Here is a 17111-nt window from a genome sequence, read left to right as displayed (position 1 = left end):
CGTTATCTTTCCTAAAACTTTTATGAGACGATTGCTGATCTTGGCCTGCCTTTATCTTTGTATGCTGCCTGCCCGGGCACAGGAACAGGCTTTATACATCTCCCCAGATAATGCCCTGGGCATAAAGGCGGCCAACCTGTTTTCAGAAATCCGGTTCATCCCGCTGGAGACCACTGCTGCCAGCTACTTTAATAATATGGCGGATTTTCTGATCACACCCGACCGGCTGATCTTTACCGATAACGCATCCAATTCCATACTGGTGTTCGACAAACAGGGCAAATTCCTGCATAAGTTTAAAAAGAAAAAATATAAACTGGGACCGCTTCAGTATGATAATGCAAAGAATGCCGTCTTCTTCACCAGTACCAATAAAAATTATACCATCCCCCTGCCCAAAGTTCAGCAGATGACACAGACACCGGGCAACAGGGATTTTTCCAGGTATAAAAATCATGAACTGATGTACCTGGATGAAAAGGAAAATTACAGGATAGAAAAACTACCGGTACCTTATTATGCCCTCAATGACCTGTACTATATGAATGGCCGGTACCTGCTGCAGAACAACCGCTATAACAAATACGTAAAAGATACGGTATTGTATCACCTGGATATTATGAGCGGTAATGAAAAAGTGATCGCTTATTTTCCTTTCCTGAACGTTCCGCGGCTGCCCACCGATTTTGATGATGTGGATGTTAACATCGACCGCACCCTGAACGATACCACCGTCTACATCCAGAAGAATTATGACAACACAGTTTACAGGCTGGTTAATGATTCCCTGACACCTGCATACCGGTTTGTATTCCCCGCTGCGAACACCATGCCTGCCGACTTTTACACCACGGCCTTCCGGAATAATATCGACTTCACCAGCTATAAATCAAAATACGGAAAAGCCGTCAAATCCTTTTTCAATATCATCGACCTGCCGGGTGTTTTATTTTTTGGCACCAACGACAATTCCTGGGGCTATAAGCGTTATGTATTCAGCAAAAATTCCGCTTCCTTATATGATCTTTCAAAAACCACTTCCGACAGCAGCACCTGTTATCTGCCCACTTCCATTTTTATGAAGATAAGCAACTACGATACCGGTTATGTATACACTTCTATTTCCGGCAGCGACCTGCTGAAAGAAAAAGCAGCCATCCTTGCCCGGTACAAAGATGGTCCCCCGCCTTTTTTAAAGCAGCTCCTGGATACCATTACCAGGTTCAGCAACCCGGTTATCATTCAATTAAAAATCAATCCTGCTGCAAAATGAAACACCTTAGCTTTTTGATCTTCCTCCTTGTTCCGTTCACGCTCTCTGCCCAGAAAAAAGCCGGCGCGCTGAAGGGGATCCTGTACGATTCCATCAACGACTATGCCCTGCAGTCGGCCTCTGTTACCGTATACCGGCAAACCGATTCCAGCATTGTGGATTTTCAGCTGGCCAATACCCAGGGAGAATTTGATATAAAAAACCTGCCCCTCAATACCGGTCTTTATTTTATCGTTTCCTATACCGGGTACCGCCCGCTTCTAAAAGATTTCCGGCTGGATACGCTGCACCTGATCACCGACCTGGGGAAACTGTTCCTTGTCCGGCAGGGTAAGGATGAACTGGAAGAAGTGATCGTTAAAGCAGTACAGCCACTGCGTATGAACGGCGATACGCTCGAGATAAATCCGGATGCCTTCAAACTTGATTCCAACGCCGTTGTGGAAGACATGCTGCTGCGGGTGCCCGGGCTCACCGTGTGGGGCGATGGCACCATTACCATGAACGGCAGGAAACTGGAAAAAGTATATGTGGATGGCAAACCCTTCTTCGGCGGAGCGGCACAAACTGCCACACAGAACCTGCCCAAGAATGCGATTGAAAAGATCCAGCTTTACCAGGAAAAAGATGTTTCCAAACTCACCAATACCGAAGAAAAAACGGACTCGCTTTATTCCATGAACATCAAGCTGAAGGAGGATAAGAAGAAGGGGCTTTTCGGAAAGATCGGTGCCGGTTATGGAACAGACGACCGATACAGCGGAGATGCGGTGCTCCAGGTATATGATAAAAAGAACCAAGCTGGTATTGCCGTCGGTATCAATAATATCAACAAAGAAGAAGGAACGGGTGAAAACGCATTTATGGAAAACACTTTCAAATCCAATTTCAGGTTCTTTTACGGAGGCCGGGGAAGTGCCAATGACGGCATTACCCGGAGAACCTATGGCAACCTGAAATGGCAGCACAATTTTTCCGAATCGGACAATTCCCAGTTTTACAACCGCTTTACCACCGATTACGGTTACCTCAATACAACAAAAAATTTTATCTCGAACGGCAACAGCATTCAAACCATCGATGACTATAAGCTCACCAGCATCAATAACAGCAGGAGCACAAACGACAATACCTCCAACACGGTGAAATTCCTGTATGAGAACCGCAAAAAGTTCGGGAACTTTGTAAACATCAGCGCCAATTATGTGAACCAGTACAGCACCGGCACCTCCGAATCGAACACAGATGTGTTCCGGAATGCCGTTACGCCCGTGAGCCGCACTTCCAGCAGCAGCTATTCCAGTTCCAACAGCAACAATTTCTATATGTTCGGCTGGCTGCGCTCGAACGACTTCGAACTGCGCGATGATCCCCGGAAAAATTATTCCATCAACTTCGGCGGCGGATACAATGAAACCCAAAGCAACCGCGGTACCGTGAATACTTTTGAATCGCTGGCAGACAGTCTATACAGCAATACGATCGACCGGAAATACAACAACAGGAACAAGAGTTACAATGCCAATATCGGCCTGAATTATGATGGCTTCCGGCAGTTCCTGTTTGGGATCTATAATTTTTTCAATATCAATATGTCGCTGATCAACAATGTCAATTTTTCAAGAACAGAACAGGATGCCACGGTAATGGACCTGGATACGCTGACGCATCAGTACAAAGCAAACAGCCTGCTGACGAATACCAATACCCTTTCCAACTTCTCCTATAACCCGGCACTTAACCTTAACCGTTCCTTTAATAAATCCGTCTGGGGAAAATACTATTACTGGCTGAACTTCGGGCTGGACCTGCGTTACCAGTTCCTGAACCAGCAAAACGAATCCAGCATCTTCAACCGGAATATCGACCGTTCTTTCCGGTCTTTTGTGCCTTCACTCAATGCTAATTTCAACTATCAAAAGGATAATGCATTCCGCCTTTATTCCTATATCTGGGCCAATATAAACATGCAGCCTCCTACCATCGATCAGTTGTATCCGATCATCGACAGCACCGAACGTTATTATGTGGTTTCCGGTAACCCTTTCCTGAAGGCTTCCAACTCAAAAAAACTGAATTATAATTTTGACATCAGCAGGGCCAAACTGAACAGCAAAAGCAACTATGGTGCGCGCCTGGGTTTTAACTTTAACAATACCAACCGGGCGGTAGGCGACAGCCTGGTATATCTGCCGGACAGCTCGGGGAGAAGCATCCGTTACCTCATCAATATAGACCAGCAACGGACGCTGGGGGGCAATATCAATCTCAATTTCTCTCACAATCTTACCAAGGCAAGCAATATCGGGATCACCTATTCCTCTTCACTGAGTAATAACGTCCAGCCGGGATATATCAACGGGCAGCTGTCAACCTCACGCAACAATACGCTCACCAATAACATTACCGTTCAGTACAACCTGATCGATCGCTTCAACATCAGCGTCAGCGAGATCCTTTCTACCAACCGGAATGCCCAATCGAACAGCCAGCTCCCGGTTTCATCCATCCGTAACTACACCACCAATGGCAATATCAATTACTTCATTACAAAATCCATTACCCTGAACACTTCGGTGAATTATCAGACCAATAAGGCGGCCAACCGCGATGCGGCTACTGCTACCATCTGGAATGCCAATGCCATCTACCGCTTTATGCAGCAGAAAGCAGAATTGAAATTGACGGCGTTCGATCTGCTGCGTCAGAACAAGAACATCACCAATTTCCTGGACCGCAACTCTGTGGGCACCACTATCACCAACGGCCTGCAGCAGTATTTTATGATCAGTTTCTCCTATTATCCCCGGAAATTCGGAGGCGGCAACCGGCGTCCTTCTCCGCCGGCAGGGATCATTATCATGAAATAAAAAGTTTTATACCGGCGCATTTTTCGGAGTAACAACCATTCCGTTTCGTTGTTTTTGAATACTTTTAAATCCGAAATTGCATCTATGTATACGAAAAAAGAGATCCTGGAACAGCAGGAACAGACGCGGGCATTTTTAAAAGAGGGCCGTAACCTGCCGGCAACCCCTGAAGAGCTGGAAACCCTGCGGAATGTGTTGCGTTTTCATGAACACCGGTACTATGTTCAGGACGATCCCCTGCTGGCGGACACGGAATACGACCACCTCTTCAAAATGCTGGAAGCGGTTGAAAAGGACCAGCCGGACTGGGTGACCAAGGACTCTCCCACCCAGCGTGTCGGTAAAAGCCTGAACGGAAATTTTGTGACGGTTCAGCACCTGGTACCCATGCTCTCGCTCGACAACTCCTATAACAGTGACGATCTCAAAGACTTCGACCGGAAAGTACTGCAACTATCCAAAAAAACCAGGATCACCTATTGTGTAGAACCCAAATTTGACGGAGGAAGTATTTCCCTGATCTATGAAAATGATCTGCTGACCAGGGGTGCCACCAGGGGAAACGGAGTGGAGGGGGACGACATCACCACCAATATCCGGCAGATCCGAAGTGTGCCGCTATCCGCCGCATTCAGCAGGTATGGCATTCAGCAGATTGAGATAAGAGGTGAGGTACTGATCAATAAAAATAATTTTAAAAAATACAACGACGAACTTACCGAAAAAGGACTGCCCCCCCTGGCAAACCCACGTAACGCGGCCTCCGGCACGCTCCGGATCAAGGACCCGGCAGAAGTGCGGCGGCGGAACCTGGAAGCCTTTGTATATCATATCAGCGACTATACCCTGCTGCCCGGTCATGAACTTCCCGAAGCACTGCAAACCCATGAAGGATCGCTGAAACTGTTATGGGAGCTGGGTTTCAGAAGTCCTGTAAAAGAGCTGAAGACCTTCAACCACATAGAAGATGTTATTGATTACTGTGCCCGGTTTGAGGAAGGCAGGGACACGCTGCCCTATGAGATCGACGGCATGGTAATAAAAGTGAACGATATTGAAGCACAGGAACAGCTGGGTATGACCTCCCATCATCCCCGCTGGGCCATTGCCTTTAAATTCAAGGCCCGCCAGGCCACCAGCAAGCTGCTGGAGGTAAAATTCCAGGTAGGTCGTACGGGATCCATTACACCCGTTGCCAAAATTGAGCCGGTGTTTATCGGCGGTGTTACCGTCAGCTCTATTTCATTGTTCAATGAGGAGGTGATCCGGGAAAAGAATCTGAAAATAGGAGATACCGTTTTAGTGGAACGGGCCGGTGATGTGATCCCCTATATAGTAAAATCGCTGGATGAGTTAAGAAACGGTGATGAAAAGGAAATCACTTTTCCAAAAGAATGCCCCGTTTGCGGCAGCCCGTTGTTTAAAGAAGCAGAAGAAGCGGTCTGGCGCTGCATCAATATCGAGTGCCCCGCACAGGTAGTGGAACGGATGATCCATTTTGTAAGTAAGGATGCCCTTGATATCCGTGGTTTTGGAGAAGCCAACGTCCGCAAGTTCTATGAACTGGGCTGGCTGAAGGATATTCCCGGCATCTACAAACTGGATTATGAAAAACTGGGCACACTGGAAGGATTTGGTAAAAAGTCGATCGACAACCTGCAGCAGGCAATTGAAAAAAGCAGGGAGCAACCCCTGCACCGGATCATTTTCGGGCTGGGCATCCGTTTCGTTGGTGAAACAACTGCAAAAGTGCTGGCCGGCAATGTAAATCACCTGCTCGACTTAAAGGACTTTTCGCAGGAAGCACTGCAGAACCTGGAAGACATCGGCCCCAAGGTAGCCGGCAGTATCGTGCATTTCTTCAGTAATGCTTCCAATATAGAAATGATAAAAGAGCTGGAAACACTTGGTGTACAGCTGACCAATACCCACAAACAGCTGGCTACGGCGGGTGCGCTCGCGGGTCAGACCTTTCTGTTCACCGGTACCCTGCCCACCTTGAAACGCAACGAGGCCGAAGCCATGGCCGAAGCCCAGGGCGGAAAGATCGTAAGTGGTGTAAGCGCCAAGCTAAATTACCTTGTGGTAGGCGAAGACGCCGGAAGTAAACTGGAGAAAGCCAAGAAGATCAATACAGTAAAGATCATTACGGAAGCGGAGTTTTTGAAGATGGTGGAGTAAGCCACAGGAAACGGGCGCCACTAAGACACTATCGCACTAAGAAGCACTAAGATTCTGGGCGCTGTACAGCTCCTTCGTGAGTCTTTGTGGCTTTGTGCCTTGGTGGCAATAGCTTATTTAAGGAATCGCTTAACTTTGCAGCCATGATCCAAAAATCTACGCTCAAGTTCCTGGCAACCCTGAAAAATAATAACAACAAGCCCTGGTTTGATGCCAACCGGAAAGCCTATGAAGCCGCACGGGCGGACTATGCCGGTTTTATCGAAGCGCTTATCGCAGCCTTTGGAAAAAGCGAGCCGTCCATAACGCACCTGACCGCAAAGGACTGCCTGTTCCGGATCAACCGGGATGTACGTTTTTCCAAGGACAAAAGTCCTTACAAATCCAACTTCGGCGCCTATATCAATCCCGAGGGTAAGAAGTCGCTCAAAGCCGGCTACTACCTTCACCTGGAGCCGGGCGGCAGCTTTATTGGTGGCGGGCTCTGGCAGCCGATGCCCGCAGAACTTGCCAAAATACGCCAGGAGATCGATTATAACCTGCCGGAATTTGAAAAAGTACTCCATTCCAAAAAGTTCAGAGATATTTACGGGGGTCTTACGGTTGAAGAGGGCCAGGTATTATCGAGAGTGCCCAAAGGATATGAACCCGACAACCCCGCAGCAGCTTACCTGAAATACAAAAGCTTCACCGCCCTTGCCAATCTGCCGGATACAGAACTGACCTCAGCGTCGTTGCTCACCACGGCAGTGAAAGCATTTCAGACATTACAGCCCCTGGTCCGTTTTCTGAACAGCGGCATCAGCGAGTAACAAACGTTTTTTAGGAGCATAAATACCTGGGAAGCAACGGCTTTAAAAAAGTAAGTCCATTAACCTACATTAAGCGTTCTTTCGGCTGCAAAATCGTAACTTTGCATTTCTTTTTTGTATTGTTATGAGTGATCCTATAAAGCATGAATGCGGTTTGGCTTTTGTACGGCTCCGCAAACCTTTTTCTCACTATCTAAAACAGCATGGAACCGTAATGTGGGGGCTGAACAAGCTTTACCTCCTTATGGAAAAGCAGCACAACCGCGGACAGGACGGTGCCGGCATTGCCAGTGTAAAGCTGAATGTGGAACCGGGCTATCCTTTTTTGCACCGGATGCGCAGTGCAGAGCCGCAGGCGATCTCTGGTCTGTTTAAAACCATTGCAGAGGAAGTAGATGAGTTATGCCGCTATAACCCGGATGCCCTAAAGCATCCCGGCCTGATGAAGGGGCATATCAAATTCCTTGGAGAGTTGCTGCTCGGGCATCTCCGCTACGGTACACAGGGGAAGAACAATGCCGATTTTTGTCATCCGTTTATAAAAAGGAACACGGTCCCCGGAAGGAACCTGGCACTGGCGGGGAATTTTAACCTGGTGAACACGACCGAACTCTTCGAGAAGTTAAACATTGTTCCGGGTAATTTCCAGAAACAGAGCGACCTGGCCGCCATGATGGAGATCGTGCACCATTACCTCATTGAAGCCGATAAGAAAAGCCCCGGTAATGTCGCGATCAAAGATGTATTGCAGGAAGTGATCCCGATGTTTGACGGCGGATTTACGGTAGGCGGTATCACGGGTGAAGGCATCGGATTTGTATTCCGGGATCCGCATGGCATACGCCCCTGCTATTATTATATTGATGATGAGGTGATCGTAGCTGCTTCTGAACGCGCCGCCATCCGCACCACGTTTAATGTGGGGGAAAACGAGGTAAAAGAATTAATGCCGGGCAATGCACTCATGGTTAACTCCGACGGCACCTATGAGATCGCTGAAGTGGTAACACCCGGCGAACGCAGGGCCTGCAGCTTTGAACGGATCTATTTCTCACGCGGCAGCGACGAAAAGATCTATAAGGAACGTAAGGCACTTGGATTTAACCTGAGCGAACAGGTACTGAAAGCCATTGACTTTGATTTAAAGAACACGATCTTCTCTTATATTCCCAATACGGCAGAAGTGGCCTTCCTCGGGCTTCACAAAGGCATGCAGCTCTATCTGAACAAAATCAAGATCGAGCGGATCATGAGCTGGGGTAAGGACTATGATGAGGAGAAGCTGAGTGAGATGATCAATCGCCGCATCCGGATCGATAAGATCGCCATCAAGGATGTAAAGATGCGCACTTTTATAACAGAAGATGCCAGCCGGAACGAGATGGTGCAGCACGTTTATGATATCACCTACGGTACGGTGCGCCCGGGCATTGACACAATTGTGGTTATTGACGACTCTATTGTAAGAGGCACCACGCTGAAAGAAAGCATCATTAAAATGCTTTCCCGGCTGCAACCCAAAAAGATCATTGTGGTCTCTTCCTGTCCGCAGATCCGTTATCCCGATTGCTATGGCATCGATATGAGCAAGATGGGCGATTTTATCGCCTTTAATGCTGCAGTAAATGTGCTGAAGGACAAAGGCAATGAATCGCTGCTGGATGAGCTGTGGCAAAAATGCAAGACACTGAAGGAGCAAAACCTGCTGGATACAGAAAATGTGGTGCAGCAATTATATAAGGGCAGCACCGTGGAAGAGATCACCGACAAAATTGCCGAGATGATCACTCCTGCCGGGTTAGACATCCCGGTACAGGTGATCTTCCAGAGCATTGAAGACCTGCATAAAGCCTGTCCCAATAACCTGGGCGACTGGTACTTTACCGGTAACTATCCCACACGGGGAGGTAACCGCGTGGTGAACCAGGCATTTATGAACTATATGGAGGGAAAGAACGAAAGGGGATATTGATCTTTACCTCTCCTTTTTCCTCCGGCACCGGGGATCGGGCATTGTTATTCCAGAAATTATGACGCTGTCTGCAGCATGCATTCATGCAGTAGTCAGTTACTGCAGGTATCATGACGCTGAACACATCCCTGTTTTACCTTCTTTTTGTGACCGGAACCGGTCACCATACCTCAACTAAAAAGAGGATGTTCCGGAATGAAACACCCTCTTTATTTTTTAACCGGCCAATGGCCGCATTGTGGCTATTAATTCTGTGTCAATATCCCCTGCGCGCGATCGATCTGTTCCTGCGGAATGGGCAGGCCCTTATCCCAGTCGGGGTAGGTGAACCCTGCAGGCTGAGACGCAGATACGTATTGCTTTTCGAAGGTCATATATGACTTCAGCACTTCTTCAGCTGTGCCCCAGCGTACCAGGTCATAATAGCGATGTCCTTCCAGCGCCAGTTCCAGCCTTCGTTCAAACCGCACTGCATTCCGCGCATAATCCTGGTTGGGGAATGAGTTATAGGTTTTTATCAGATACTTGGCAGCGGGGTTCCCGTAGCCTGTTAACACCGGATCTAAATTGGCAGCGCGCAGCCGTACCGCATTCACCCAATCCTTTGCATCCCCCAGGGCGCTTGTTTCTACCGCACACTCGGCGGCCATCAGGTACACATCAGATAACCGGATGATATTTATATTCTGCGCATTAAGATAATTTGTTCCGGTGGCCACATTGCCGCTAAAATCTGACTGGTTGATCGATTGTTTTACTGCTACAAAGGGTCCTCCGAATGGCTGATCGCGTATCCATCCGGGCACCACCACACCCCAGTCGCGGTATCGTACCAGCCTCCGGCCCACCGTATAGTCCAGGCGCGGATCAAAGCGAAGGGTGGTGTCCAGCTTATATGCATCCGCCGCACCGCCGCTCAGCCCCTGATCTGATTTGTAGGGGTTGGTCCGGTAGCTGCCATCCAGGTAGGGCAATCCATCGGTACCCACCTTAAAGGCATTCACCAGGTCTACGGACGGCTGGAAAAAACCGCAGCATCCACCAGGTGAATTTCCATAGAGGCCGGCCAGCATGTCGCCTACATTGGCGTTATCCCCGCTTCCATCGGGATTAATGATGCTTTGGGAAACAAGTATCCCTTCCTGTCCGTTCTTTGTTTTGACATTAAAATTGGCCTCGAATGCCAGGTCCGTCAGGGCAGGCTTGTTCTGAATTACCTTTTTAAATTCAACCAGTGCTTCCGGATATCTTTTCTGGTAGAGGTATAATTTTCCCAGGTAAGCCTCGGCAGCATATTTGTCTACCCGGCCAGCCTCATTCAACGGCTTTTTATAATCGCCGGGCAATCCCTCCGCAGCCGCTTTAAAATCAGCTTCGATCATCGGGAACACGTCCTTATCATTTTTTACCTGCGCTGCCTCCTGAACGCTCATATTCTCGTCGATATAGGGAATGTTTTTAAACACTCGTGCCAGGAAAAAATAATAGTGGCCCCGTAACAGTCTTGCTTCTGCAGCTATTTCTTTAGCACGGTCCTCGCTGAATTTTTCGCCACCGCCACTCTGCACCACACTGAGCAGTTTGAGCGTGGTATTACAACGGATGACCCCTTCATAATACACCCGCCACATGGTGGGGAGGTTATCGTTGGACGGATTTACTTTGTGCAGCTCGATATCATTCATCGGCGACTGGTCCGTACTGTTACTGCCTTTATGCGCATTGTCTGCTGCCACCTCTCCATACAGCCATTGACTGGGTCCGCTGGAATAGTTACCCCAGGTGCCACTGATATTTCCGTTCATAATACCATAAGCACCGATAAGGGCAGATTCCACTCCCTTCGTATTTGCCAGTTGCGGCTCTGCAAGCGCACCCTGGGGTTTGGCATCCAGGAATGATTTTCCACAGGAATATACCGTGACCAGAATGAAAAGAATAAATACAGCGCTATATAATTTCTTTGCCATACAATAATATTTTAAAATCAATATTTAGAATGTAACGTTTAAACCAATCAGGTACTGACGAGACATCGGATACATACCCAGGTCCACTCCCGGAGCTGCATAGGTTCCCGGAGAAGAAGTAACTTCCGGATCCAGTCCGCTGTACTTGGTAATGGTAAACAGGTTAGTGCCGCTTACATACAGCCTCAGATTCTGAATTCTATCCTTCAGGGCGCCGTTCAGTTTAAAATTATAACCGATCTGCGCCAGTTTTAATTTCAGGTAGCTGCCGTCCTGTATAAAATAGCTGTTGGAGAGCAGTTCGATAGCGGGCCGGTTCCGGTTAGGCGCGGGTATATCGCTGTCGGGATTCTCCGGGCTCCAGGCGTTCAGCATCCGGTCGCTTACCGATCCGTCAAACAGGCTGAGATCTGTGTACAGGCGTGTAAAATCAAAGATCTTATTTCCCTGGGATCCGTTAAACGCAAGGGAAATGTCAAAGTTGCTATAGCTTGCATTCAGGTTCAGACCATAAATAAATTTCGGATGCGGGCTGCCGATAAAGGTCAGGTCGTTATCATCAATGATGCCGTCAGGTGTGCCATCCGGCCCGGATACATCCGCATAACGGAATCCACCCAAATGGGCTCCTGTCTGCTGTGCAGCACTGGCGATTTCCTGGTCTGTTTTGAATATCCCCTCAACTTTGTATCCATAAAAAGCTCCAAAGGGAAGCCCGGCCTTGATCACAGAAGGTATTACAGAACGGTTGGTGAGCATGTTTACTTTCTGAACCCCTTCTCTCAGTGAAACCAGCTTATTGATGTTTCTTGAAAAATTCACACCGGCATCAAACGTAAAGGGCCTGCTGCTGACATGGCTGCTGTAGTGGTAGTTCAGCACCAGTTCAAAACCTTTATTGCTCATCTCGCCCAGGTTTATATAGGGAGACGAACCTCCGCCGATGGCCTGTGCAGGCAGGTCCAGCTTATAAAGCATGTCCACCGTTTTTTTATTGTACCAGTCAAAAGACCCGTCTAATTTATGTTGCAGCAGGGTAAAATCAATCCCAAGGTTTAAGGACTGGGCCTGTTCCCATTTTATATCCGGGTTATCATAGCTGTAGGTCCATACCCCACTGCCAAGACCGGTGCCGTTAACGGGATAGTTGGCGTTATTAATAGACGCCTGCAATAATTTCAGGTACTGAAAATCGGGGATGGACTGATTACCGGTAACACCCCATCCGGCGCGTAATTTCAGGTCATCCACCCAGCTCACGCTTTTCATGAATTCTTCGTTCGATACCCTCCAGGCCAGGCTCACAGCCGGGAAATTACCATATTTGTTATTAGGCCCGAACCGTGAAGAACCATCCCGGCGCAGGGTTGCAGAGATCAGGTACCGGTCCAGGTATCCGTAATCCACTCTTCCGAAAATCGAGAACAGCGAGTTGGGTTGCGTAATAGGATCATTATTCTTGGCAACAGGAGTGGAGGTTGCCGTGTTCATATAATAATAGTTCATATCTCCCATCAGGAAGTAGCCATTTGCCGACCCGGTCAGATAACGCCCCCAGGCCTTTACTGCCTCGGTACCTACCATCGCTGTCAGGTCATGTTTTTCACCAAACCGCGTTTTATACGTAAGGGTATTGGACCAGGTCCAGTCTGTACCCCAGCCCATATTCTCACTGAAGGTATGGTTATCATAGCTTCCTTCGGCACGTTCCGGATTCGGATAACCTACGGATACACCATTATACGTCTCGTACCGGACACCGTAAGTGGATCTCAGGTGCAGGGACTCAAGGATCTTAAGATCAGCATAAGCGCTTCCGAAAAACTGGTTAGAAGTGCCCACATTGTCCTTGGCCCGGTAGAGCACGGCCAGCGGGTTCTCCGCGTTTCCCAGCAGATTACCCCGGCTGCCTGCAAAGTTGCCCATGATATCATAAACAGGAATGATGGTTTGAACACGATACGCCCAGCCGATAGGTGACCCCTCACCCATATAGCTTCCCGCAGTATTTACATTCGTGGAAAAACCCTGGTTCTCTGTCCTGGAATATTGCATATTCTCACCCAGTTGCAGGCGGTCGCCCAATAGTGTAAAATTGGTATTGGCACGGATGGTGTAGCGTTTAAACCCGGTGTATTTCACAATACCGTCCTGGTTCATATATCCCCCGCTTACTGCATAATTGGCTTTTTCCCCACCACCGCTTAATGTAAGTTGATAGTTCTGAATGGAAGCATTCTGGGTAATAGTCCGGTACCAGTCTGTACCCGCCTGGTTGGCCCTGGTGATCTGGTAGAACGTTTTCCCATCCATGGAATAATTATACAGCGAAGGGTTTACCATATCCGAAGTGATTTTCTGACCGTAAGTGCCGCCCGCCAGCAAGTATTCCGGTAGCGTGGGATTGTTAGGATCCGATCCATAATAATCATTTGTTATAGGCAGGTTGGCATTTTTATATCCGGCATACAAAAATTCAGCAAACTGCTGAGGGTTCAGGTATTTGGGAAACCGCCCCCTGTTAGGGTTCTGGCTGCCGTAGTACACATCCAGGTTCAGCTTCGGCGGACCTGATTTTCCTTTCTTGGTTGTAACGATCACCACCCCGTTGTTCGCCCGGGAACCATAGATGGAAGCGGCAGAGGCATCCTTTAATACCTGCATGCTTTCAATATCATTGGCATTCAGCCAGCTCAGCTTACCCTGGTAAGGCATCCCGTCAATAATATATAAAGGATCATTGTTGCTGATGGTACTGAAGCCACGGATCCGGACCTGGGGGGTGGCCCCTGGTGATCCGTCGTTCACGATCTGCACCCCTGCCGCCTTCCCCTGTAAGGCTTCCAGGGGACTGGCTGCGGGCTGGGATTTCAGCTCCTTCATGTCCACTACAGCTACAGAACCCGTAAGGTCCTTTTTTCGCGCAGTTCCGTAACCGATCACTACCACATCCGTAAGACTGGTAGCATCGCTCTGCATGCTTACAGCAATCGTGCTTTGGTTACCCACCGTAGCATTGGTGTTTTTAAATCCGACACTGGAAAATTCCAGCACATCTCCTGTTTTGGCTGTAATCGAAAATTGTCCTTCCGTGTTGGTCGAGGTGCCGGAAGTGCCCCCTTTTAATACAACAGAAACATTTGCGACAGGGGTTCCCTTGTCGTCTGTAACCGTTCCTGTAATTGTTTTTGTCTGACTAAAACTGTCAAGAGTAAAGCCTAGACAAAAGAGCATGAATAACAAGCAAAAAACGTTCGTTCTTTTCATACGGCTTTTCGTGTTTAGAAAGTTAAAAATTGAGGATTGTAATGCTGAAGGTAACATTTCTTTAACAAAAAAAATTTTTTTATTATGTACCAAAAACACGATATTTCTTAAGCAGAAAATCCGGCTTAAAAACAGCTAATCCGTTCAAAAAAAGAAGATTGCCATACCCTTTTTATTGCTTAAACTTGTAAAGATTTTTTAGCTCAATCCGAAAACAGGTTCATGAAAACATTGATTATCATCCGGCATGCCAAAGCAGAACAGGGCTTTGGAAAAGATATTGAACGCAGACTGACAGAACGGGGACTCCGGAACGCGGCGGCAATGGCAAAAAAGCTGAAGGATAAAGGATATACTGTCGACAAAATCTTTTCCAGCAACTCCGAAAGGACCATGCAAACCACCCGCATCTTTGCAGAAGTACTGGGAATAAAAGGCAATAATATCCGCTATTTTGAAAGCCTCTACCTGGCGGATGTGCTGGGGATCACCGAAACCATCGGCTGGCTGCGCGAAAATGAGAACATCAACACGCTGGCCATAGTGGGCCATAACCCAGGCGTCACCAATTTTATAAACGACCTCACACATGCAGGGATCGACAGCCTGCCCACCTGTGGTGTGGCCGTAATGGAAGTGGCCATGGACGACTGGAGCAGTTTTGAAACGGCAAAGAAAAGGTTTATCGAATCGTTTTCACCAAAGGATCAGTAGCAGTACCCATTCCGGCCTATCCTGTAAGAAACTCCTGTACGGCTTTTTCCAGCAGCGCCTGTGCCTGCAGAACCGGACCCACCGGTTGCAATGCCTTTGCTTTTTCAAGCAGAACAGCCAGGTCGAAACTGTCCTGCGTTCCGGTTACTGCTTTTTTCTGATCACCGAGCAGCGCTGCCAGATATTCCTGCTCCGTTTGGCCGGGAGTAGGTATCAGCACCGGCGTTGCGCCGATAGCCTGCAGGTCCATTACCGAACTATAGCCGCTCCGGCATACCACCACATCCGCCTTGCATAATTCCAGGTTCAGGGTAGCTGCAGGCAGGTGATCGTAAACCACAACGGACGAAGGTACAGCCAGCTCGGGGCCATTGCCCTCCGGCAGCCCCCGCACCAATACGATATTCCCCTTAATATACGGCAGCTGTTCACAGATGATCTTTTCAAAAAGCGAACGCTGCGGTTCAGGACCAGACAGCAGCAATAATATCCGGTTCTTTATCCCTGGCACGGCCAGCGGCTGCATTCTTGAAAGCGGTCCCAGGTAGGCGCAGGGGATCCCTGGCATTTTATCCGGGTGCGACAGGTCTCCGGCAAGTCCCGGCGCCTGCGGATAATCCGGGATCCAGCAGGCCGAAAAACGGCTGATCCACCGGTAATTGATCTTCCGGGAAACTGTTTCCATAAACGCGCCTAACGGGTTTTTTATTTTTAACTGGTGCGTAATAAAAACGGCAGGCAGTTCCGGATGATGGAGCCCAAAACGGTTATCGCTGATCACACCATCAATGGCATATTCCTTTACAATACGGCGGAGCCAGCGGTGTTCCTGCCGTATCGCTTTCAGCAGTCCGGGCAGCTGGCGCATAAGATGGCTTACAAAGCGATTCTTTTGCGTGGTGTACCGCACATTGTAACCCTCCAGCGGCAGGTAGATCAGCTGTGAAAACTCTTTTTTCAAAAGAAGCTGCTGTACTGTATTGCCCGCCACCAGTACGTTCGCTCCGTTTTTCAGCAATTCATTAATTATTGGTATACATCTGGTTGTATGACCTAATCCCCAATCAAGAGGTGCCAGTAAAATATTTTTTCTGCGCGGTTCAGACATTCCGGAATGATTGTTTTTTTACGTCCTGCAGGTACAAAAATATTCTTGTATCGGATTGAAAAAAAGCTTATTTTTATAAAGGTTCATTTTAAGCCGGAGTGGAAACAATATGAACGATTATAGCCGCGATATTATCTTCTTATTAAAAGAAAATGAATGCACTCCTGAGGCAATTGATCAGGAGGTGCAGTTTGTGCATAAGGTCATAGCCTGCGTGGATACGGATGACAATTTTTGCGCCGCCCATGAACTGGTTATCCGCAACCGTATCACCACCAAAAAAAGAAAATTGCTGAAGGCGATCCGCCGCCCTCACCTAAAGCCCTTTTATTTTCTGATCCCCAAAAACTGACCGGCGGTTCCGGTTTTTTATCCTTTTTTATTTACAGGGCCTAGCTTCCCCGGTCAATACGGAAGTTTTGTTTCCTTTATTCTTAAGAACATGACTCTTCTTTCACCTGGTATGCTGTTGGTCAGCACTGCAATAATGGACGATCCCTATTTTAAACAGACGGTGGTACTGATCACGGAATATAATGACAGCGGTGCCATGGGCTTTGTTTTAAACAGGCGCTTTCCAAGAGTATTCAATGAACTGGTGGAGTTCCGGAGTTATCCGCCCCTTCCGTTATATGAAGGTGGCCCTGTCGACCAGGAGCATCTCTTTTTTATTCACCGCTGTCCGGATCAGATCTCCGGCGGAACGGTGGTATCCGGTACATTATCTGCCGGCGGAGACTTTAAACAAGCCCTCTCTTATATGAGCCGGGCCGGCCGGGCCGAACAGGAGGTCCGTTTATTTATCGGCTATTGCGGATGGGATAAGGACGAGCTTGAAACCGAAATATCAGCAGGCTATTGGTTGGTAATGCCGGTGCCGGGAAACACATTCATTTTTTCCGATCCGGAACATATCTGGAAAGCGCTGCATAATTAAGATCCGC

Annotated in this window: 11 protein-coding genes; 8 read left to right on the top strand and 3 right to left on the bottom strand. The window is 48.2% G+C overall.

Translation table 11 applies throughout. From position 1 onward, the window contains the following. Positions 1–22 precede the first annotated feature (22 nt). The 5 genes from K7B07_RS12595 to K7B07_RS12575 all read left to right on the top strand — a co-directional run bounded on the left by K7B07_RS12595 (position 23) and on the right by K7B07_RS12575 (position 9108). Entirely contained in the window at positions 23–1273 is a 1251-nt protein-coding gene (locus K7B07_RS12595; protein ID WP_223710110.1) for a 6-bladed beta-propeller, read from the top strand. Continuing rightward, positions 1270–4143, top strand: a complete 2874-nt coding sequence (locus K7B07_RS12590) for an outer membrane beta-barrel protein (protein ID WP_223710109.1) — start codon at positions 1270–1272, stop codon at positions 4141–4143. The genes K7B07_RS12595 and K7B07_RS12590 overlap by 4 nt, the downstream gene beginning before the upstream one ends. Before the next feature lie 84 nt (positions 4144–4227). Continuing rightward, complete coding sequence (gene ligA / locus K7B07_RS12585) at positions 4228–6324, top strand: NAD-dependent DNA ligase LigA (protein ID WP_223710107.1); 2097 nt, start codon at positions 4228–4230, stop codon at positions 6322–6324. Positions 6325–6467: 143 nt separating this feature from the next. Next, the gene (locus K7B07_RS12580; RefSeq protein WP_223710105.1) at positions 6468–7136 is read left to right on the top strand and encodes a DUF2461 domain-containing protein; all 669 of its coding nucleotides are present in this window, start codon (positions 6468–6470) and stop codon (positions 7134–7136) included. 124 nt (positions 7137–7260) lie between these two features. Next, a complete protein-coding gene (locus K7B07_RS12575; protein WP_223710103.1) occupies positions 7261–9108 on the top strand; it encodes an amidophosphoribosyltransferase in 1848 nt (615 codons plus the stop codon). A gap of 245 nt (positions 9109–9353) precedes the next feature. Here the strand turns inward: K7B07_RS12575 and K7B07_RS12570 are convergent, their stop codons facing one another. Both K7B07_RS12570 and K7B07_RS12565 read right to left on the bottom strand, forming a co-directional pair. Then, positions 9354–11078: a RagB/SusD family nutrient uptake outer membrane protein gene (locus K7B07_RS12570; RefSeq protein WP_223710101.1), complete on the bottom strand. Its 1725-nt coding sequence runs from the start codon at positions 11076–11078 to the stop codon at positions 9354–9356. A gap of 24 nt (positions 11079–11102) precedes the next feature. Beyond that, entirely contained in the window at positions 11103–14345 is a 3243-nt protein-coding gene (locus tag K7B07_RS12565; RefSeq protein ID WP_223710100.1) for a SusC/RagA family TonB-linked outer membrane protein, read from the bottom strand. A 222-nt stretch (positions 14346–14567) separates the two neighbouring features. On the opposite strand from K7B07_RS12565, the gene K7B07_RS12560 reads away from it, so the two are divergent. Next, on the top strand, positions 14568–15059 hold the full coding sequence (locus K7B07_RS12560) for a SixA phosphatase family protein (protein WP_223710098.1): 492 nt from the start codon (positions 14568–14570) through the stop codon (positions 15057–15059). A gap of 16 nt (positions 15060–15075) precedes the next feature. Here K7B07_RS12560 and K7B07_RS12555 read toward each other — a convergent pair whose 3' ends face one another. Next, entirely contained in the window at positions 15076–16167 is a 1092-nt protein-coding gene (locus K7B07_RS12555; RefSeq protein ID WP_223710097.1) for a glycosyltransferase, read from the bottom strand. 109 nt (positions 16168–16276) lie between these two features. Between K7B07_RS12555 and K7B07_RS12550 the strand changes: the two genes are divergently transcribed. Together K7B07_RS12550 and K7B07_RS12545 are read left to right on the top strand one after the other, a co-directional pair. Next, positions 16277–16519 carry a hypothetical protein gene (locus K7B07_RS12550; protein WP_223710095.1) on the top strand — a complete coding sequence of 81 codons (243 nt, stop codon included), beginning with the start codon at positions 16277–16279 and terminating at the stop codon, positions 16517–16519. A 90-nt stretch (positions 16520–16609) separates the two neighbouring features. Then, positions 16610–17104, top strand: coding sequence for a YqgE/AlgH family protein (locus K7B07_RS12545; protein WP_223710093.1), 495 nt, complete (start codon positions 16610–16612; stop codon positions 17102–17104). Positions 17105–17111 lie beyond the last annotated feature (7 nt).

The sequence above is a fragment of the Niabella beijingensis genome (assembly GCF_020034665.1).
Taxonomy (GTDB): Bacteria; Bacteroidota; Bacteroidia; order Chitinophagales; family Chitinophagaceae; genus Niabella; species Niabella beijingensis.
The sequence above is the reverse complement of the archived record's forward strand: the minus strand, read 5'-3'. Positions and strand labels throughout refer to the sequence as shown.

Excerpts from the sequence above, each read along its gene's own strand:
- K7B07_RS12560 (WP_223710098.1), top strand. The coding sequence starts at position 14,568 with ATGAAAACATTGATTATCATCCGGCATGCCAAAGCAGAACAGGGCTTT.
- K7B07_RS12575 (WP_223710103.1), top strand. The coding sequence starts at position 7,261 with ATGAGTGATCCTATAAAGCATGAATGCGGTTTGGCTTTTGTACGGCTC.
- K7B07_RS12570 (WP_223710101.1), bottom strand. The coding sequence starts at position 11,078 with ATGGCAAAGAAATTATATAGCGCTGTATTTATTCTTTTCATTCTGGTC.
- ligA (WP_223710107.1), top strand. The coding sequence starts at position 4,228 with ATGTATACGAAAAAAGAGATCCTGGAACAGCAGGAACAGACGCGGGCA.
- K7B07_RS12590 (WP_223710109.1), top strand. The coding sequence starts at position 1,270 with ATGAAACACCTTAGCTTTTTGATCTTCCTCCTTGTTCCGTTCACGCTC.
- K7B07_RS12565 (WP_223710100.1), bottom strand. The coding sequence starts at position 14,345 with ATGAAAAGAACGAACGTTTTTTGCTTGTTATTCATGCTCTTTTGTCTA.
- K7B07_RS12550 (WP_223710095.1), top strand. The coding sequence starts at position 16,277 with ATGAACGATTATAGCCGCGATATTATCTTCTTATTAAAAGAAAATGAA.
- K7B07_RS12595 (WP_223710110.1), top strand. The coding sequence starts at position 23 with ATGAGACGATTGCTGATCTTGGCCTGCCTTTATCTTTGTATGCTGCCT.
- K7B07_RS12580 (WP_223710105.1), top strand. The coding sequence starts at position 6,468 with ATGATCCAAAAATCTACGCTCAAGTTCCTGGCAACCCTGAAAAATAAT.
- K7B07_RS12555 (WP_223710097.1), bottom strand. The coding sequence starts at position 16,167 with ATGTCTGAACCGCGCAGAAAAAATATTTTACTGGCACCTCTTGATTGG.
- K7B07_RS12545 (WP_223710093.1), top strand. The coding sequence starts at position 16,610 with ATGACTCTTCTTTCACCTGGTATGCTGTTGGTCAGCACTGCAATAATG.